The organism is Crocosphaera sp. XPORK-15E (assembly GCF_034931425.1).
Classification (GTDB): domain Bacteria; phylum Cyanobacteriota; class Cyanobacteriia; order Cyanobacteriales; family Microcystaceae; genus UHCC-0190.
In genome coordinates this window covers 1-17,476 of the sequence record NZ_JAYGHQ010000026.1, presented here as the reverse complement: position 1 = coordinate 17,476, position 17,476 = coordinate 1, and the positions used below count along the sequence as shown (strand labels likewise).

Sequence of the window (17,476 nt, the reverse complement as noted above, 5' to 3'; positions counted from 1 at the left end):
TATAACATTTCTTATTATAAGAGTTTTTGGGAACAATTGGTGTAATTTATATCTCAAAAATAGCAGTTTTTTAGGGCTGTGTATCAAAGAACACTTATTTTGGGCAATATTTTCAGGATTGTTAAGATTCTCTCATATTAATGATTAAAAATTTTGAATGGTTAGAAACACTTAGGGATTAAAATAATTAACACTCATAATTGGTTATCAGGTGAGCATTGCCCACCTGATAATTTTAGGGTTTAATGATGGTGATGATGTCCATGATCGTGATCATGATGATGATGATTAACATCTAAATTCGCTGCAGCTAAAGCAGGATTTACTGTTAAAGCTTCTGCTGATAATAATTCAGCAATGTGGGAATCGGCCCATTGTGCTACCATTTGACAAAATTCAGGATTATCGTTAACGCAGGGCATCTGCACATAGGTAACATCGGAATACTTATAATGCAAATTATGGGCAATGTGTTCTACATCTAGGAGAGTTTCATGGTTTTCTGTGGCAAACCCAATGGGCATAAAAATAATGGCTTTGGCCCCTAATTCTATGAGGTTTCTAGCTGCTAATTCTGCATTGGGTTGTGTCCATTTAATTAAGGGGGTTTGATGGTTTAACCAACCCACAGAAATTAAGGGATAACGATTAATTAATCGTTCTCTGACTAATTCATATAAAATCTGACTTTCATCAATTCCAGAGGTGAAACCCTTAGCTTCATGGGGACAACCATGATTTAATAGGACAATACCAATTTGGGAAGGAAGATATTTGTGGGCTAAATCTTGAGCGATTTTTTCTTCTACTAATTTGCCGATTAAATCAAGGTAAGCGGGTTCATTATAAAAGGAAGGAATGTATCTTAATCCTTTTAACCAATGTTCTGCACCTTCTGTTAATGATTCTAAGGCTTTATTGACTTGTTCAACAGCAATTCCACTGGTAAAAATTGAATCAACTACTAACAAAGGATAGATTAATAATTTATCAAATCCTTGGGCTTTAATTTCCGTTAATACTTGTTCTGGTAAGAAGGGTTTACAGAAGTTAAATGCTTTGAAAACTTGAATGCGATCGCCCCATTTTTCTTTTAATTTTTCCTCAACGGATGCTCTTTGATGTTCAAAAATATGGTTATGGGGAGAGATAAAATGATCGTGTTGATGTTGCCATTCATGAAGGTCAAAAACCGCCAATAATTTGGCTAATGGGGGATAAAACCAAGTGGGAACAGGGGCAAATTTTGCAGTTAATAAATTTAATGCTTGTTCATTATAATTGGCAAAATCTTCATAACTTTCTACCTCACCATATCCCATTAATAATACCGCAACGCGATCGCTGGCATTCGTTCCTTCTATCGGGTGTTGGTGTTGTCTTTCAGGAGTTGCAACCACTATTTTAACCTCAACAATATCTTTGATCTGAATGGTGATCGTGTTCTACCCCTAGACGGGTATCTGGAAAAAACACGCTCACTATTAGTATAAGATAAATTCCCCTGGGGGGGGATAATCTAAAAATTTTCTATTTTTTTCGATTTCACACTATTGCAACTGTTTGACTTTATTAATCCATCCCTGATGACGCTGTAAAATTTCACAATAAGATAAGTTTGTTTCTGCGACTAATTCAAAGATGGGAGGGGAAAAATTATCAGGGAACCATTGACGTAATAGACGAGAAATTCTTAAGCGTAAGAAATATTCAAAAACTAGAGATTTTTTACGCGGAAAGGTATAGTTAGAGAGTTCTTGTAAAGCATCAGCATCAGGCACTCTTTGTTTAGTGAATGCTGGTAGAACTTCTGACCAATTATCTTGATATTTATCTAATAATTGATCGATAATCATGGCATCTTCTAATGCTGAATTACATCCTTGTCCCAAGGAAGGAGAAACCGCATGGGCCGCATCTCCTAATATTAGAAGACTATCCCCCTGATGAAATTGATTACATTGAATGGTTATGACTTGAGAAATAGGACGCTTTGTCAAAGATTCTGTTTCTTTTATGTCGATTAATTGACCAATTTTTCCCCCATTTTTCTGAAAGAATTTTAAAAGTTCTGACGGATTTTCGATGTTTTCAAAAGGGCTATTTTCTTGTTTGAAAATGATGACACCATTGAGATTATTATCTCCTTGAGGTACTAGCAACATTCGGACATTTTTAGTTAAACTAATACTATGAAATTTATCTTTTGCTAAAAATAATGATTTTTCTGGAACATTTAAAGGCAGATAAATTGATTTATAAACATCAGGAACATGATTTTTTTGACAGTTAAAAGATGGGTTCTCCTGAAAACAGTCTCTAACTACAGAATTTGCTCCATCTGCTCCAATAAGAATATTATAATTTACTTTGATTTCTTGATTGTTATCTGTTTGAAAAGAAAGGGTCTTTTCTTGAGGGTTAATCTGGGTGCATCGATGATTAAAATTAATCTTTAATCTGGTTTGATTATCATCTTTGTCCAAGGTTTCTAATAAGACAAGGGAAAGTACAGAACGATCAATAGTTAAAATGGGATTATTACGGGGTATTAAGCGACTTTTGCCGTTTTTCTGGTAGATAAATGTTCCACTGCAAAATGTGACTTTTTGACCAATTTTTTCTTCTAAATTATCAATTTTTGCTAAGGCTTTTCTGCCTCTTGATTGAAGTGCTAAGGGAAATGTTCTTTGATTATCATTAGTTGATAAACGAGGATCTGGCCGACTTTCATACATCTCAATTTGATAATGACCCCGACGTAAAAGATAATGAGCGAGTAATAATCCGGCTGGCCCTGCACCAATAATTGTAATGGGAATGTTCATAAAAATCAAAAGAAATTGAACTAACTAATTAATATTGATTGACACCAATGTTAATTAATATAACAGTTTTTGGCTTCAGACTATTTCTCAATTGTAAAATAGTTATGAAGTTCAGAAATTTTGGCAAATCTTAAAATAAACTAAGCGATGGAACCCATTACCACCACCATTATTGTCACCCAGCAATTCTCATTTTGAAACGAGTTTGCGCCGTTTCAGCGCTCACTAGATTTGTTACGAATTGTCAACCCCTCTTTATGTAAGGATTTCAATGTCATGAAATCTTAAAATGAGAATTGCTGACTAATGCCTTAATTTATATTGCTACAACCATTACTTATAGTCTTACTCTAGAACAGGTTAACACCGTTAGACCTTTTATTATTCATCTCGAAGCTTTAGCAGAAGACTTATCCTTAAACCTCCCTGCTTATCAAGAGGTGAATGAGGGGAGATCACACATCCAAAACTACCAACAGCAACGACAACTATCTGTTAAAGATGAGGATCTTTTTTGGGCATATACTAGCTTAGGCAGATTTTATGAAGCACAAGGAAACTATTCTGCGGCCTTACCTTGGTATGAACAAGGCGTTATAGTTGTTAAAACTCGTTTAGGCGATCGCCATCCTGATGTGGCTACCAGTTTACAGAATTTAGCTTATCTCTACGTTAACCAAGGAAGATACGAAGCAGCAGAACCCTTGTACATCGAAGCTTTAGCTTTGTATAAAGACTTATTAGGCGATCGCCATCCTGATGTGGCTAACAGTTTAAATAATTTAGCTTATCTCTACAATAACCAAGGAAGATACGAAGCAGCAGAACCCTTGTACATCGAAGCTTTAGCTTTGTATAAAGACTTATTAGGCGATCGCCATCCTCATGTGGCTACCAGTTTAAATAATTTAGCTTTACTCTACAATAACCAAGGAAGATACGAAGCAGTAGAACCCTTGTACAAGGAAGCGTTAAATATTGCCGAAGAAACATTAGGGGCTGATCATCCTAATACAGTCACTATTCGTAATAATTTAGCATCTCTAAAAAATAACTCCTAGCTTTACAAAACTAGGGAAGATAAATGAATAAACAAGAATTAAGTCAATTGGTATAATAAGGAGATAAACATTAATAATTAGATGAGAGAGGGGAAAATGGCGACTAAACGATGGACAGAGGAAATGTTGGATGAATTAGCATCAAGTGTCGGTGAACTAAAAGAGAGTGTCACCGAAATGAAGGAAAGTATTACTGAAATGAAAGACGGTATGACCGAAATGAGGGAAAGTATGACTGAAATGAAAGACGGTATGACTGAAATGAAAGACGGTATGACTGAAATGAAAGACAGTATTGATGGTTTAAGAATTACTTCTCAAGCTTTATTACAAGTAGCTGCTCAACACCAGAGTAAAATGAACAGTTTTGATGAAGAAATAGAAGTGATGAAACAACAACAAGCAAAAAGCGATCAAAGACACGCGGAAAACGATCAACGGTTTAATATTTTACTTGAGGAAATCCGTTATTTAATTAGAGGAAATAATGATGAACAATAAGACAAATTATGAGGATAAGGCGATATTCACAAGTAATAAGTGTAATGAAATTCCCAAGTAGTCATGACAAATAACTCTTTTATTTGGCTTTTAAATTGGTATAGTTCTCAATGTGATAGTGAATGGGAACATAGTTACGGTATTAAGATAGAAACTCTTGATAATCCAGGTTGGTGGTTTTCTATAGATATTTCAGAAACTGAGCTTGAATATCTTCCTTTTGAACTGATTGAAATAAACCGTTCAGAAGACAATTGGTTTTTTTGCAAAGTAGAAAATAATAAGTTTCAAGGGGGAGGCGGGGTGCTTAATTTAGTAGACATATTAGATACTTTTAAAGCATGGGCTATCTCAGCTGGTAAATTATAAAAAATTTAGATTCTGAGACGGGGTTATATTATTATCGGGCAAGGTATTTTGATACTGCGACGGGATGGTTTATTAGTGAAGATCCGATAGGGTTTGCTGGTGGGGATGTCAATTTTGATGGGTATCTTGTCGAAAAATGTGACGGGGGTATTCTTGCCACATTTTAGGTAATAAGTAATAAGTTTTACCTCTTAGCTTAATACAATACTAATATTAATGCTTGTTGATATTCTTTGGTTAAAGGATGGTCAGAACCTAATATATTAAAAATACCTAACATTGCCTTTCTTGCGCCATCTTCTCGATATTTACGATTTGATTCTACAATCTGTAAAAATAGTTTTAATGCTGCTTCATATTCATCAATTAGGGTTAATCTAGCTGCTTGGGCAAATAATTGATCTAATTCAGTTTCTCCAGGATTTTCTAGGCTTTTCTTTAACTCAATTAAGGTTTGCATTCCTTGGGCTTTTGCATAATATTCTTTTTGAATAACTCCAATTGTTTTGAGCATTTTTGAAGCATCTTCTAAGCGATTTAAACGGATTAAAAACTTAGATGCTTCTAGAATTAATTGGGGATGATTTGGATATTTAGCAAACAATTCATCTAATAAAATTTTAGCTTTAGGGACATCTTTATTGGCCATTGCTTGGTGCATTTCTTCTAATTTAGAATCCAAGTCTGATTTAAGATTAAATTGTGCCAATAAATCCCGGATATCTGCTTCAGGTAAAACCCCAACAAACCCCTGCATAATTTCCCCTTCAAAGGCAATTTTTACATCGGGAACCCCTTCTACTCCGAACTTTTGTGCTAAGTCTGGATGAAGATCAATATCAATAGTTGCTAAAATAAAATCATATTCTTCTAAAAGCTTTTCTAGGATAGGTTTTAATAATTTACAAGGGCCGCACCAAGTGGCAAAAAAGTCAATTAAAACTAGGTTTTTATGAGAATTTTCAATAACTTCTTGTTCAAAATTGCTACTATCAACAATAACCGAATATCCCATCATTTATGCTCCTTCTTTTTGTTCGTTAATCTTCGTATAATTCAATCGGTAATCGCTCAGGATCTTGAAAAAAGGTAAATCTTTTTCCTGTTAATTCATCCAGTCTAATTAGTATAAACTTAATTAGATTAATCTTTGAATTTCTTAATCTCTAATTTAGATGTATTGTAAACATCTTAACAGATGAAGTACCGAAATACAGTATAAGTCGGGGTTTGTGACAGTCTAGAAGACTGTGTTACTATTATCTTCCCCAAAGAGCTAAACCTCCGCCTTTTCCCCTAGCAGCAATTAAGTTATTTTCCATTAAGAAATAAGTAAAAAAAGCCTGTTTACTAAGGGGTATTTCCTGAAATTTATCTTCACTCTTTTTACCGCCCCGAATCTTACCATTATAAAGAGTAATTCCCCCAATAATTAACGACATTTTTGTAAAATCAAAGGCTAGAATATTCTTAGGACTTATAAATTTAGCAGGGCCAGTTAAAGTTAATTCTAGCCCTCCTAATTTAATACAATTTTCTAGGGTTCCCCGTTCAGTAAATTCCCCATCAATTTGTGGAATATAGGTTAATTCAATCCTAGCCCAACGAGGTAAAAAACGACCTGATCGCAGTACCATTCCTCCCCGTTGTTGAGCTTGTTTTGTGCCAGTAATAAAACAAAGTCGCCAAGTCCCTTTTAATTGGCTTGGCGTATAAAGAGGTTTAGTTTTGCGACTGACTTTTTCAGCGTTAACTAAAGCCATTACAGCTTGTTCTGAGGAAGGTTTATCAGGGGTTCCTTTCAGTAACCAAGAAACAGCTTGTTCAAGAAGAAACAAAGGATCAATCATTGGATAGAATAGCCATTAATGTGAGGTGGTCAAAAGTTGGGTTAACTAAAAATATTTTAATCAAAACACCATAACTTTTTCCCTGTTTCCTAGAACAACTTACTCAAACTGAGGCATTAAGCGCAAAACCCCCATAGCCAAGGCTTCAGCATCGAGAGATTTCGCTTCAAACAAAGCTAACATATCCTGTAACTGAGGGTTGCCGCGAGAACCACCTGTAACCCCCATAGCCACAACTAACCCACAATAGCCCCCTGTTTGTTCACAGCGACGATCCCATTTTTTGCGGGCTTGGGTATGTTCGGGATCATCTTCCATAAATTCACCAAAAATGAATAAAGAACCGTTTCCCGCTTGTAAAATCCCTAAATCGTAAGTCATTTCTTCCCAAGGATCTTCCCCTGGGTTAAAACAAATCGCCTTGAGATCATCGGCATTTTGTAGGGTTTTAATCATCTGTTTAGCTTTTGGTCGAGAAGTTTGGACCAAAATGACAGGAAGTCCTTCACCTTTAGCGATCGCCCCTTGACAGTTATAATAAGTCTTGGGATTATGCTGTAGACTTTCAACAATTTCCCAAGGGATCATGCCCAAACTCAAAAAAGCATTGTCAGGAATTAAATCATCGTGGATAGGTAATTGAACGGTGTCCTCATCTTCATCATCCTCATCTTCCATATCTTCCATGTCTTGGACAAATTGAGCCGTTAACTCAGGAAGAGTGGATACTTTTAAGGTAATTGATTGATTTTTTTCAGTTTCTGAGGAGAGAGAAAAGCGATAGGATTTCTGGATATCTCCAATGGGATCATCCTCCAAAGCCCTTTGATTACGATCAAAGAAACGTAGAAAAGCTTGGAGAGAATAATAAACAATTTTCGCCTCATCCTCATCTAAAAAGGGTCGAATACCCTCATAAGGGTGAATACTCCCATATTGAGGCTGCATTTCCTCATCATCCGTATCCTCCCAGTCCAAAGAATCATGATCCTCAAAATCAACATCCTCAGAGAAATCCTCCGTCGATTCAAAATTGAGAAACCAACAATCTTGTGCTAAAAAGGCTTGTTCTAACTGATTGGTAGATTTTTCGCTTAATGCTGCTTGACGAAACTGTTTCAGGGAATCCAAAGAACGATAGAGAATTAAGCCATATTCTTGGCCAGACATTCCCATCACACAAACATAGATGGTATCAACTTCCCAACGATTGATTTCCACCGCAATAATGTCATGATCGGCCAACAAATCCCAAGGGCAAGCTTCTTCAACCTGCCTCGCCGTTTCCATCAATAACGGTTCATAGTCTGGGGGAAGCACTGGGGGGCGAGTTTGTTCAACAGCGTCAAAACCGAGAAACAGTTGGTCAATTAAGGGGAGATTTGGCACATAATCAATGACAATATCCAAACTTTGTAACGCCCCCCGTAGGAAGAACTGTAATTCTCGGTTACGCACCACAATTTTTTGAGGGCGGGCCGGTTGTCCGGGACTGTGGGGATTTTCCATCGCCCGTAACAGAGTTCGCACGACTGCTTCTGGGCCAGCATCAGCGGGAGTAATATCCATGGCCCTGACCATCCCTTCGGAACCATCCACCCAGATAATACATTCTTCCCCTTGGGACGTTTTTGGATCTGATATGCCTCGAAGACCAGCGGCAGGACGGCGATCGCCCTCCCAGACACTCTGAATCTGGGGAATTTTTTGAAGCCGACGTTTTGTGGTTTGAGGCAAATTATTCATACAACTAATATTTAGATGGAGTGAACCGATCTGACACAGAAAAACTAAGTCCTCTGCAATCGTTAAATCAAGTAGCTCAGGAGATTGTACCCAAAGTCTTCAACGCAACATTTAGGAAGAATCGCCCAAAGGTTATTACCTAAATTATATCCCTTTCTCAGCTATCCCCAAATCATACTCATTTGAGTTTAATTTTAAGGCAACAGGGAACCAAACTAGGCTAAGGCAAATCAACCTAATAGGTAGAGCTTTTTTCCGGCAACTTTCCCGTCATTTATCAGCACAGAAAACTTATGTCCGACTCTTTAGGATTGACTGTATCTTGTACTTAATTGACTTGAGAACTAACTTAGTTCTTAACCAAGATTCAGTAGTCAGGTGCTTAAAGGACAAAGTATTGGGTTCCATTTCATAGAACTTTTTGCGTCCTGCGATGCAAAGTCTAGAAGTAGTGAGGTCAATGAGGTTGAACCTTGTGATTAAATTGGTGGGTGGGGTCTTAGCAAAACAATCTTTGGTAATGGCTATGTCCAACATTTTGTGTTCCTTAAACAATGTGCAGATAGTGCTTGTGAGCGTCCTATTCAGAAAGCTCGAATGATAGACAAAGTTCGTTAGAGCATCGGCATCCTCGCTCTCAATCCCTCTAGATAGCAACACCTTGACCATTTCTGCTTCAGATAACGAGAGATGTTCCCAATTATGAAGTGGGCAGTTCTCAAAGAAATTATAGAATTTGCCAGACGGCGTTTTTACCCATAGATGATGCCCTGTGGGGGAGGCCCACATGGGAGCTCCATCTAAATAGAATCTACCGCCAGGCTTGAGAATCCTGAAAATCTCATCCCTAAGACAGTCTATGTGATCGATGTGTTCAAGTACGGCGCGGCCAAAAACAAAGTCAACACTTTCGGACTCAAGACCTGTTTTTGTAGCATCGAGTTGCATATACTTGATGCGCTCTGACTCAATAATATCGGCATTTTCTTTGATGTTTGAGCAGATCACAGACTTTGCTCCTAATTTTAGTAAATCTTCGGCAACGACAGTACCTAAAGAACCAATTTCAAGAACTTGAACTCCCTTGATGGAGAAAAAATGCTGAAGATCCTTTATTGTCCGCCTGATGGCTGTCTTCTTGGCTTCTGTGATGCTCATAGCTATAGTTCCGCTCCTGTGCTGTGTAAATTTCTTTGGCAACTTATCTCATTAAGTTTATTCTTTTTCGGCAGCTGATGGAAATCAGCCTAGAACTAAATCACTTGATAGACAAAGCTTAAGGTTGACCAAGCACGGACATCTAAGGCGTAACTATCAGGGTTTGTGTCTAATAGTTCGCTTTTGACAGCACTAGCCGCATTTAAGTCTTGTAACAAGCATTGAGCAATTTCTAAGGGGTTTTTTAGGGTGAGAATTTGGACTGTATTGGCTTTAAAACCTGGGGATTTTTGCCAAGCCTTAAGGGTTTCTTCAAAGGGAGATAGTGACGCAATCACTAAAATTTGCTCCCATCCTTGGGTTTGGGATACTGTCCAAGTCAGTCCACTGGCCGAGGAGGGAACTATTTTTGTCGCATCAGGGGCAATAACTGCCAGGTTTTCTTCTTCCGTTCCTGTGGCATTAAATTGGGGAATATAAGCGATCGCCTGACCCCGACTATCAATCCCGACTATCAGATAATAAAGAGACTTATCCCCCCGATTTTCGAGACGATATTGTAAACGACTGCCCCGCGCAACTTGGGGCAACCCGTCGGCCTCTGGGGAAACCGTAGCCAGGGCCGTCAACATTTCCTCTGGTGGCTCAAGGCTAGGATTAGCTCCTGCCCTTCTGGTAGTTTGGCATTGTGCCAAGGGTTGAGGGTTGGGAGCAAGCCCTTCCAGGGTGACAACCCAGGGCAGTTGGGAGGAACCTTGATTGAGGGTTAAGCCCCATAATTTCGCGGCTAAGACTCTTTCCAGAGTAGGAGTTAACCGTTCAACGGCGGATTTAATCGCTTCTCCTGACTTGCCGAGGGTATTGGGCAGCGGAACGCCCCCAGGCAGAAATAAGCCATATTGTTCTAGGACGGTTGGATCTGAGTCGGAGGCTTCTGGGGGGGGAGTTGATGAGGATTTAACCCCTAAAACACAGTCAGCCGCTTGTTCTCCGCTAGTAATCACCGAGGAAACAAAGTCAATGGCAGAAAAGGCACTGGTCGCATCAACCCGTTCAATTCGCTGTAATCCTTGATCTAAGGCAACGGTTAGCCCTAGGGTTTGGGGCAGACAGCGGATGGTTTCTTGCAGAAATTGCCCCACTTCTAGGGGATGTTGGGGGGCTTGCTCAGGATTAAGATAACGGACTTTGCCTTTTAATCCTTCACGAGAACGTAGCTGCAACAACACTGAGGGGGAAGATAGGAGGCGGAAACAGGAATTTAGCCCGTAATATTGCAAAATGGGGGCCCGAAGACCCGTAAGTTTGACGGTGGCGGTGCTGTCATCTTCAATGCCATTGATCACCGCTTCGGCCCCTTGATTAATTGTGGGCAGTAGGTAATAGGTGAAAAGGGGTTGTTTTGCGTTGTTACTTTTTTGGGGTTGTTGCCTTTCTCCCAAAATTGGAATGATTTGTTCTCTTGTTTTGTTTAAAGTAACGCTGACTTGACTGGGGGTGCTGATTTCCCAGAGATATTGGGTGAGGGCATAGGTAAATAGTCCTGCACTAAATCCATTGCCTTTAATTTCGGCGGCGATTTGCTTATTTCCGGCAGCGGATAGTATCATGCCAGGCATGGCCAAAGCTTGATCTCTAGGGCTGTTTTTTTTGAGTTGACTTTTCAGTTGAGTTTGAAAGGCCAATTCTTCTGGGTTAACTTGCCCTGCCGTATAAGGGAAGGATCGCAGTCTTAGATTACTCGGCAGGGGTTGGCTGCCAAGATGATAACTGGTATCTAAAACGAGGGTTAGTTTTTCTGTGGCCAGCGATCGCCCTAGTAATATTAAAGTATCTTCGAGAATATTATCGGTGGTGGGGTTTCCCTCGTTCAAAAGTATCCCATCCCTAGGAATTAACCCCCTTAGTTGTCCCTCGGTAACGGTGAGAGCGACTTCAGGGGAGACTTTAACATAATTTCCATAGCCGCTAAAGTGGAAAATAACTACGTCTCCGGCTTTAGCTTGGGTCACTAAATGTTCTAAAAAGGCCGTTTCGATACCTTGACGGGTAGCCTGTTTTCCCGTCAAGGTAAGAATATCTTGAGGTTGAAACCCAAAGCGGTAGATCAATAATTCTCTTTGTCGTTCAACATCGGTTAGACATCCTTTGAGGTTAAAACCCTCAGCATAATCATTAATTCCTACCAATAAGGCCAGTTTACGGTGGGTGGGTTCTGCTAGAGTTTGATAGTATTGGTCTAATTTATTTCTGTTGTTTAGCCATCCCAGGCTCCCTTGACCAACCCCCCAGGTGAGTAAAGTCTGTAAAAAAGTCCGCCGATCCCATTTCATGGTTCCTATCTGCTCTCTTGGGAAGATATTTTAATAGTCTAACCTTTCAAGGGGTTAGGGTAATTTTCCCCCTAACTCCCTGATTTACTGTTTTAGCCCTGCATGGCTTTGATCAATTCTGCCGCCACTTCTGGCCGAGAGAATTCTGGAGGGGGCATTTCTCCTCGTCGTAGCATTTCCCTGACTTTGGTGCCTGATAGATGAATTCGATCTTCTTTCTCACTGGGACTGGTTTTGGTGGTAGCCATTTGTTGGGTACGCTTACAGTAGAAAGCGTGTTCAAATTTCATCGGCACAATACCCAAAGCATCTGGGGCAAATTCATCAAAGATATATTGGGCATCGTAGGTTCCATAATAATCTCCTACCCCCGCATGATCTCGCCCAACGATGAAGTGGGTACAGCCATAATTTTTACGAATTAGGGCATGGAAAATGGCTTCTCTGGGGCCGGCATAACGCATGGCTGAGGGATTAATGGCTAAAATTACCCGATCTTTAGGAAAATAACCGTCCATCATGATTTCATAACAGCGCATCCGCACATCAGCCGGAATATCATCGCTTTTGGTGGCTCCCACGAGAGGATGTAAAAACAGGCCATCGACGATTTCTAAGGCGCATTTTTGAATATATTCATGGGCCCGGTGGATGGGGTTACGAGTTTGAAATCCTACCACGGTTGCCCATTCTCTCTCTTTAAATAATTGCCTAGATTGGGCGGGATCTATTTGATATTTAGGAAATAAAGGATGGTCATCCCGTTGTAATAACCACACGGGCCCAGCTAAATTAACCGCTCCCTGGTCATAAACAACTTTAACCCCTGGATGTTTAATATCATCGGTTCGGTATACGTTAACAGCTTCGTGGGCTTTATTATAGTGATATTTTTGGGTTAATTCTAAGACTCCAATGAAGTTACCTTCGGGATCATCTAATCTTACCCAATTTCCTTCTTTGAGGGTGTCAGCCACTTCCTCATTAACAGATAAGGTAACAGGAATTGCCCAGGGTACGCCATTGGTCAAGTGCATTTGTTCGACTACGGTTTCATAGTCAGCCCGTTCCAAAAATCCCTTAAGGGGACTAAACCCCCCAATGGCGATCATAACTAGATCAGAGGTAGCTCGCTCATCTAGGGTAATTCTGGGTAAATGATCCCCTTGGGCTAAAAATTCTTGTCGCTCAGCGGGGGTGGCGATACGATTAATTAGTTGACCGCCGTGGGGCGCAATTCCATCTATGGGTGTACTCATAATATTTTTTGATAGCTGCCAGGATTCATCGTACCAGGGACTGAGAACCTTTGGGTTAACTGTTTGGTTTTTATCTTCGTAAATTTCGGTATGATTAATTTTGCAAGGTGTTCCAACCCCTTAACTGACTCCTTTCTGGTTTTCTGTTGTTCCCTATTTTAGGAAAATTTTCTACATGAATGTGATGGTCGTTGATGATGAACAAGATATAACGCTCTTGTTTAAGCAGAAGTTTAGAAAAGAAATAAAACAGAAAAAAATTGATTTTTCTTTTGTTTTTTCCGCAGAAGATGCTTTAAACTCTCTAGAACAAAATGATAATCATTTAATTCTGATTTTGGCAGATATTAATATGCCAGGAATGAATGGGTTAGAATTATTAAAGATCATTAAACAAGAATATCCTCAAATTAGGGTATTTATGATCACGGCTTATGGGGATGAAAATAATTATCAAAAAGCTCTTGAATATGGGGCGGATGATTATCTAACGAAACCCCTTAAGTTTGAGGAGTTAAAAGAGAAAATTGATCACTTAATTTAATATATTTTCAATAAAAATCATGGGAGTTCCCAAAATTCTAGTCGTTGATGATGAATCCGATCTTGAATTATTAATTAGACAAAAATTTAGAAAAAAACTGCGCCAAAAACAAATTGAGTTTGTCTTTGCTCATAATGGAATTGAAGCGATAGAAAAAATACAAACTCATGGGGACATTGATATTGTTCTCACGGATATTTATATGCCAGAAATGGATGGTTTAACACTTTTAAGTAAGCTCACAGAAATTGATCCAATTATTAAAACAATTATTATTTCAGCTTATGGTGATCTCGATAATATTCGGGCAGCTATGAATCGAGGAGCCTTTGATTTTTTGACGAAACCGATTGATTTTAAAGATCTAGAAATTACTACTAATAAAACCCTTAATCATGTCCAGCAAATGAAAGCAGCTTTAGCACAAGAAAAAGCTGCTAGAGAGGCGAAAGAACAATTGTTAAATGATCTCACACAAGAAGTTAATAAACGCCAAAAAGTTGAAGAAGCTTTACGTCTCAATGAGCAACAATTAACCCAATTTTTAGCTGCTGTTCCCGTCGGAATTTTTATTGTTGACTCTCAAGGTTATCCCTATTATTCTAATGAACAAGCTCAACAAATATTCGGACAAAAACTTAACAAGGATTTGCCTCTTGAAGAACTCTATAAAATTTATCAACCTTATTGTTTAACTACAGGAAAAAAATATCCAGTTCATGATCTGCCAATTTTTCGCGCTTTACAAGGAGAAAATCATACCATTTCTGATCTAGAAATTCGTCATGAAAATAGTAGAATTCCCTTGGAAGTTTTTGCTAGACCAATTTACGATCAAGAGGAAAAAATTGCCTATGTGATCGCTGCTTTTCAAGATATTACTCAAAGGATACAATCTGAGACTGAAAGGGTTAATTTTATCCAAGAATTAGCGCAAAAAAATCTCGATTTACAACAAACAAAAGAGCAATTATCTCAATACAGTCAAACCTTAGAAAAAAAGGTCAGAGAAAGGACTCAAGAACTAACAGAAACATTGGAAATTCTTAAAGCAACTCAAGCAGAATTGGTTATTGAAAATGCCTTATTAAGAACAGATGAACAATCATCTATTTATGATTATCAAGTAGGAGGAAGTTTGCCAATGGATGCCCCTACTTATGTGGTTCGTTCGGCTGATCGTTATCTCTATAAAGCCTTAAAATCAGGAGAATTTTGTTATATTTTAAATGCACGACAAATGGGTAAATCTAGCTTACGGGTGCAAATTATGAAGCGATTACAAGCTGAAGAATTTGCTTGTGCTGCTATTGATTTATCAGAAATTGGCAATCGGAAACTTACCATAGAACAATGGTATGCCGGATTTGTTTATATGTTAATCAGTAGTTTAGATTTAATTGATAAAGTTAACTTTAGAAATTGGTGGAAAGATCATGATTTTTTATCCCCTGTTCAACGCTTAGGGGAATTTATACAAACGGTTATTTTGAAACATATTCCTGAAAAAATTATTATTTTTATCGATGAAATTGACAGCGTTTTAAGTCTGGATTTTGCCATTGATGACTTTTTTATTTTTCTGAGAACCTGCTATAATAAAAGAGCGGATAATCCTGATTATAAACGTCTAACTTTTGCCTTATTGGGGGTTGCAAGTCCGTCTCAATTACTCCAAGATAAACAAAGAACACCCTTTAACATCGGTCAAGCTATTCCATTACAAGGGTTTCAACTTCATGAAGCACAACCTTTATTACAAGGGTTAAAATCAAAGGTAAATCATCCCCAAGCGGTTTTAAAAGCTGTTTTGTATTGGACAAATGGTCAACCATTTTTAACCCAAAAACTTTGTCAATTAATTCGTAATTCTCAAACAGAAATTCCTGAAAATAAAGAAAGTCAATGGGTGGATGAATTGGTGCGATCGCAACTTATTGATAATTGGGAATCTCAAGATGAACCCGAACATTTAAGAACTATTCGTGACCGAATTTTACAAAGTTCTCTAAACCGTAATCAATTATTAAAACGTTATCAATGTATCTTACAGCAACCAGACTGTTTAACCTTGGATGATGATGAAGAAAGAGAATTAATTTTATCTGGTTTAGTGATTAAACATAACCAATGTCTGACTATTCATAACCAAATTTATGCAGAAATTTTTAATGATGGTTGGATTGAAAGATATTTATAATGCAGACAGGATCAGGATTTTGAGGATGATGAGATGAACAGGATTAAGTTATTGTCTACTGGTCATGTTTTACAGCAGCTTTTGATTGAATAATGGGGTAAAATTGCCCCCTATCAACAATATTTTACTTATTTTAATGCCAAGGAGTTGATACTTAAATTAATTCAAAGGGAGATTTTTTTATCTGTTACTCAAGAGCAAATGATAAAAGGTGGGCATTGCCCACCCTACAAGGAATGAATAATTATCCATTATCCATTGTCAATTATCAATTACTTTCTCCGCCAAGAAACTTGGGGTAAAATCTGTTCTTTATCCACTCGCTCAATATATTTTGTTGCAAAATTCAACAAAGAATCAAGGAGAGAATCAGACAAATAATGGGGTTGTAACCCTAAGTCTAATAACTTAGTATTTTTGGCGTTGAAATAGTGTTCTTCTAACTCAACTCTGGGATTTTCTAAGTGATTAATATCCACATTTAATCCTAAAGAGTTACCCGCTTTCTTCACCATCAAAGCTAAATCCCCAATACTGAATAATTCAGTAAACTGGTTAAAGACGCGGAATTGTCCAGCATCAGCAGGATTATTAATGGCAATTTCAACACAGCGCACCGTATCACGAATATCTAAAAATCCTCTGGTTTGGCCACCTTTACCATAAACAGTTAAAGGATGACCAATAGCTGCTTGAATACAGAAACGGTTTAAAGCTGTGCCAAATACCCCATCATAGTCGAGACGGTTAATTAGCATTTCATCCATGCCCGTTTCTTCCGTCAACACCCCATAAACCACCCCTTGGTTTAAATCAGTGGCCCGGAGTCCCCAAATTTTACAGGCAAAATGGATATTATGACTATCATGTACCTTACTTAAATGATAGAAACTGCCAGGCTGTTTGGGATAGGGTAAGGTATCTGTCCGTCCATTGTGTTCAATGGTAATATACCCTTCTTCAATATCAATATTGGGAGTCCCATATTCTCCCATGGTTCCCAGTTTAACCAGGTGACAGTCGGGAAAATCTTCTTTCATGGCGTAGAGAATATTCAGCGTCCCTACCACATTATTTACCTGGGTAAAAACTGCGTGTTCTCTGTCTATCATGGAATAGGGAGCGGAACGTTGTTCCCCAAAATGGACGATGGCCCCAGGCTCAAACTCATGTAACGCTTGACTTAAGAAGCTATAGTCTGTAATATCTCCCACAAACAGGTCAATGGTTTTCCCTGTTAAACCTTGCCAACGTTGAATGCGCTTCTGAATGGGGGCAATGGGCGTTAAGGTATCTACCCCTAATTGTGAGTCCCAATACCGCCGACTCAAATTGTCGAGAATACCAACTTCATAGCCTTTGTTGGAAAGATGTAGGGCGGTTGCCCAACCGCAATAACCGTCACCGCCAATAACCAGAACTTTCATACTGACTCAATAAATAACTTTGTCAATTTTTGGTAAATGTACCAGATCTTGGTACTTCCTAGACCAATAGTTTTGTGCCTAATAGGTCAGTCTATCATCTTGTGAACTGTCCCGACGCTGACCGAAGCGGTACAGCGCGGGCTTCTTACCCAGAGACAAGCGCAGTAGTAGATTTCTTGCGTCCTCTATTACTACGACTT

Annotated in this window: 15 protein-coding genes; 6 read left to right on the top strand and 9 right to left on the bottom strand. The window is 38.6% G+C overall.

The window, feature by feature from the left end:
• Positions 1-242 precede the first annotated feature (242 nt).
• Entirely contained in the window at positions 243-1,400 is a 1,158-nt protein-coding gene (locus VB691_RS22385) for a ferrochelatase (protein ID WP_323293748.1), read from the bottom strand.
• Between the two features lie 150 nt (positions 1,401-1,550).
• Positions 1,551-2,828, bottom strand: a complete 1,278-nt coding sequence (locus tag VB691_RS22380) for an NAD(P)/FAD-dependent oxidoreductase (RefSeq protein WP_323293747.1) — start codon at positions 2,826-2,828, stop codon at positions 1,551-1,553.
• A 296-nt stretch (positions 2,829-3,124) separates the two neighbouring features.
• Here VB691_RS22380 and VB691_RS22375 point away from each other — a divergent pair, with 296 nt between their 5' ends.
• The 4 genes from VB691_RS22375 (at position 3,125) to VB691_RS25890 (ending at position 4,926) form a co-directional block, all read left to right on the top strand.
• Complete coding sequence (locus VB691_RS22375; RefSeq protein ID WP_323293746.1) at positions 3,125-3,889, top strand: tetratricopeptide repeat protein; 765 nt, start codon at positions 3,125-3,127, stop codon at positions 3,887-3,889.
• Positions 3,890-3,985: 96 nt separating this feature from the next.
• Positions 3,986-4,390 (top strand): hypothetical protein, encoded by a 405-nt coding sequence (locus VB691_RS22370; RefSeq protein WP_323293745.1) that lies wholly within the window; start codon positions 3,986-3,988, stop codon positions 4,388-4,390.
• Between the two features lie 63 nt (positions 4,391-4,453).
• A complete protein-coding gene (locus tag VB691_RS22365) occupies positions 4,454-4,759 on the top strand; it encodes an immunity 53 family protein (protein WP_323293744.1) in 306 nt (101 codons plus the stop codon).
• Positions 4,753-4,926: an RHS repeat-associated core domain-containing protein gene (locus VB691_RS25890; protein ID WP_416245436.1), complete on the top strand. Its 174-nt coding sequence runs from the start codon at positions 4,753-4,755 to the stop codon at positions 4,924-4,926. The genes VB691_RS22365 and VB691_RS25890 overlap by 7 nt, the downstream gene beginning before the upstream one ends.
• A 29-nt stretch (positions 4,927-4,955) precedes the next feature.
• On the opposite strand, the gene VB691_RS22360 is transcribed toward VB691_RS25890, so the two are convergent.
• The 6 genes from VB691_RS22360 to sat all read right to left on the bottom strand — a co-directional run bounded on the left by VB691_RS22360 (position 4,956) and on the right by sat (position 13,105).
• Positions 4,956-5,774 carry a tetratricopeptide repeat protein gene (locus VB691_RS22360; RefSeq protein ID WP_323293767.1) on the bottom strand — a complete coding sequence of 273 codons (819 nt, stop codon included), beginning with the start codon at positions 5,772-5,774 and terminating at the stop codon, positions 4,956-4,958.
• Between the two features lie 244 nt (positions 5,775-6,018).
• Positions 6,019-6,609 (bottom strand): hypothetical protein, encoded by a 591-nt coding sequence (locus tag VB691_RS22355; protein ID WP_323293743.1) that lies wholly within the window; start codon positions 6,607-6,609, stop codon positions 6,019-6,021.
• 99 nt (positions 6,610-6,708) lie between these two features.
• Positions 6,709-8,355 (bottom strand): DUF6930 domain-containing protein, encoded by a 1,647-nt coding sequence (locus VB691_RS22350; RefSeq protein WP_323293742.1) that lies wholly within the window; start codon positions 8,353-8,355, stop codon positions 6,709-6,711.
• A gap of 291 nt (positions 8,356-8,646) precedes the next feature.
• The gene (locus VB691_RS22345) at positions 8,647-9,513 is read right to left on the bottom strand and encodes a class I SAM-dependent methyltransferase (RefSeq protein WP_323293741.1); all 867 of its coding nucleotides are present in this window, start codon (positions 9,511-9,513) and stop codon (positions 8,647-8,649) included.
• A 95-nt stretch (positions 9,514-9,608) separates the two neighbouring features.
• Positions 9,609-11,846: a caspase family protein gene (locus VB691_RS22340; RefSeq protein WP_323293740.1), complete on the bottom strand. Its 2,238-nt coding sequence runs from the start codon at positions 11,844-11,846 to the stop codon at positions 9,609-9,611.
• Between the two features lie 92 nt (positions 11,847-11,938).
• Entirely contained in the window at positions 11,939-13,105 is a 1,167-nt protein-coding gene (gene sat / locus VB691_RS22335) for a sulfate adenylyltransferase (RefSeq protein ID WP_323293739.1), read from the bottom strand.
• Between the two features lie 175 nt (positions 13,106-13,280).
• Here sat and VB691_RS22330 point away from each other — a divergent pair, with 175 nt between their 5' ends.
• Entirely contained in the window at positions 13,281-13,649 is a 369-nt protein-coding gene (locus tag VB691_RS22330) for a response regulator (RefSeq protein WP_323293738.1), read from the top strand.
• A 19-nt stretch (positions 13,650-13,668) separates the two neighbouring features.
• Entirely contained in the window at positions 13,669-15,849 is a 2,181-nt protein-coding gene (locus tag VB691_RS22325; RefSeq protein ID WP_323293737.1) for an AAA-like domain-containing protein, read from the top strand.
• A gap of 272 nt (positions 15,850-16,121) precedes the next feature.
• On the opposite strand, the gene VB691_RS22320 is transcribed toward VB691_RS22325, so the two are convergent.
• Positions 16,122-17,276, bottom strand: coding sequence for a UDP-sulfoquinovose synthase (locus VB691_RS22320; RefSeq protein WP_323293736.1), 1,155 nt, complete (start codon positions 17,274-17,276; stop codon positions 16,122-16,124).
• Between the last annotated feature and the right edge of the window lie 200 nt (positions 17,277-17,476).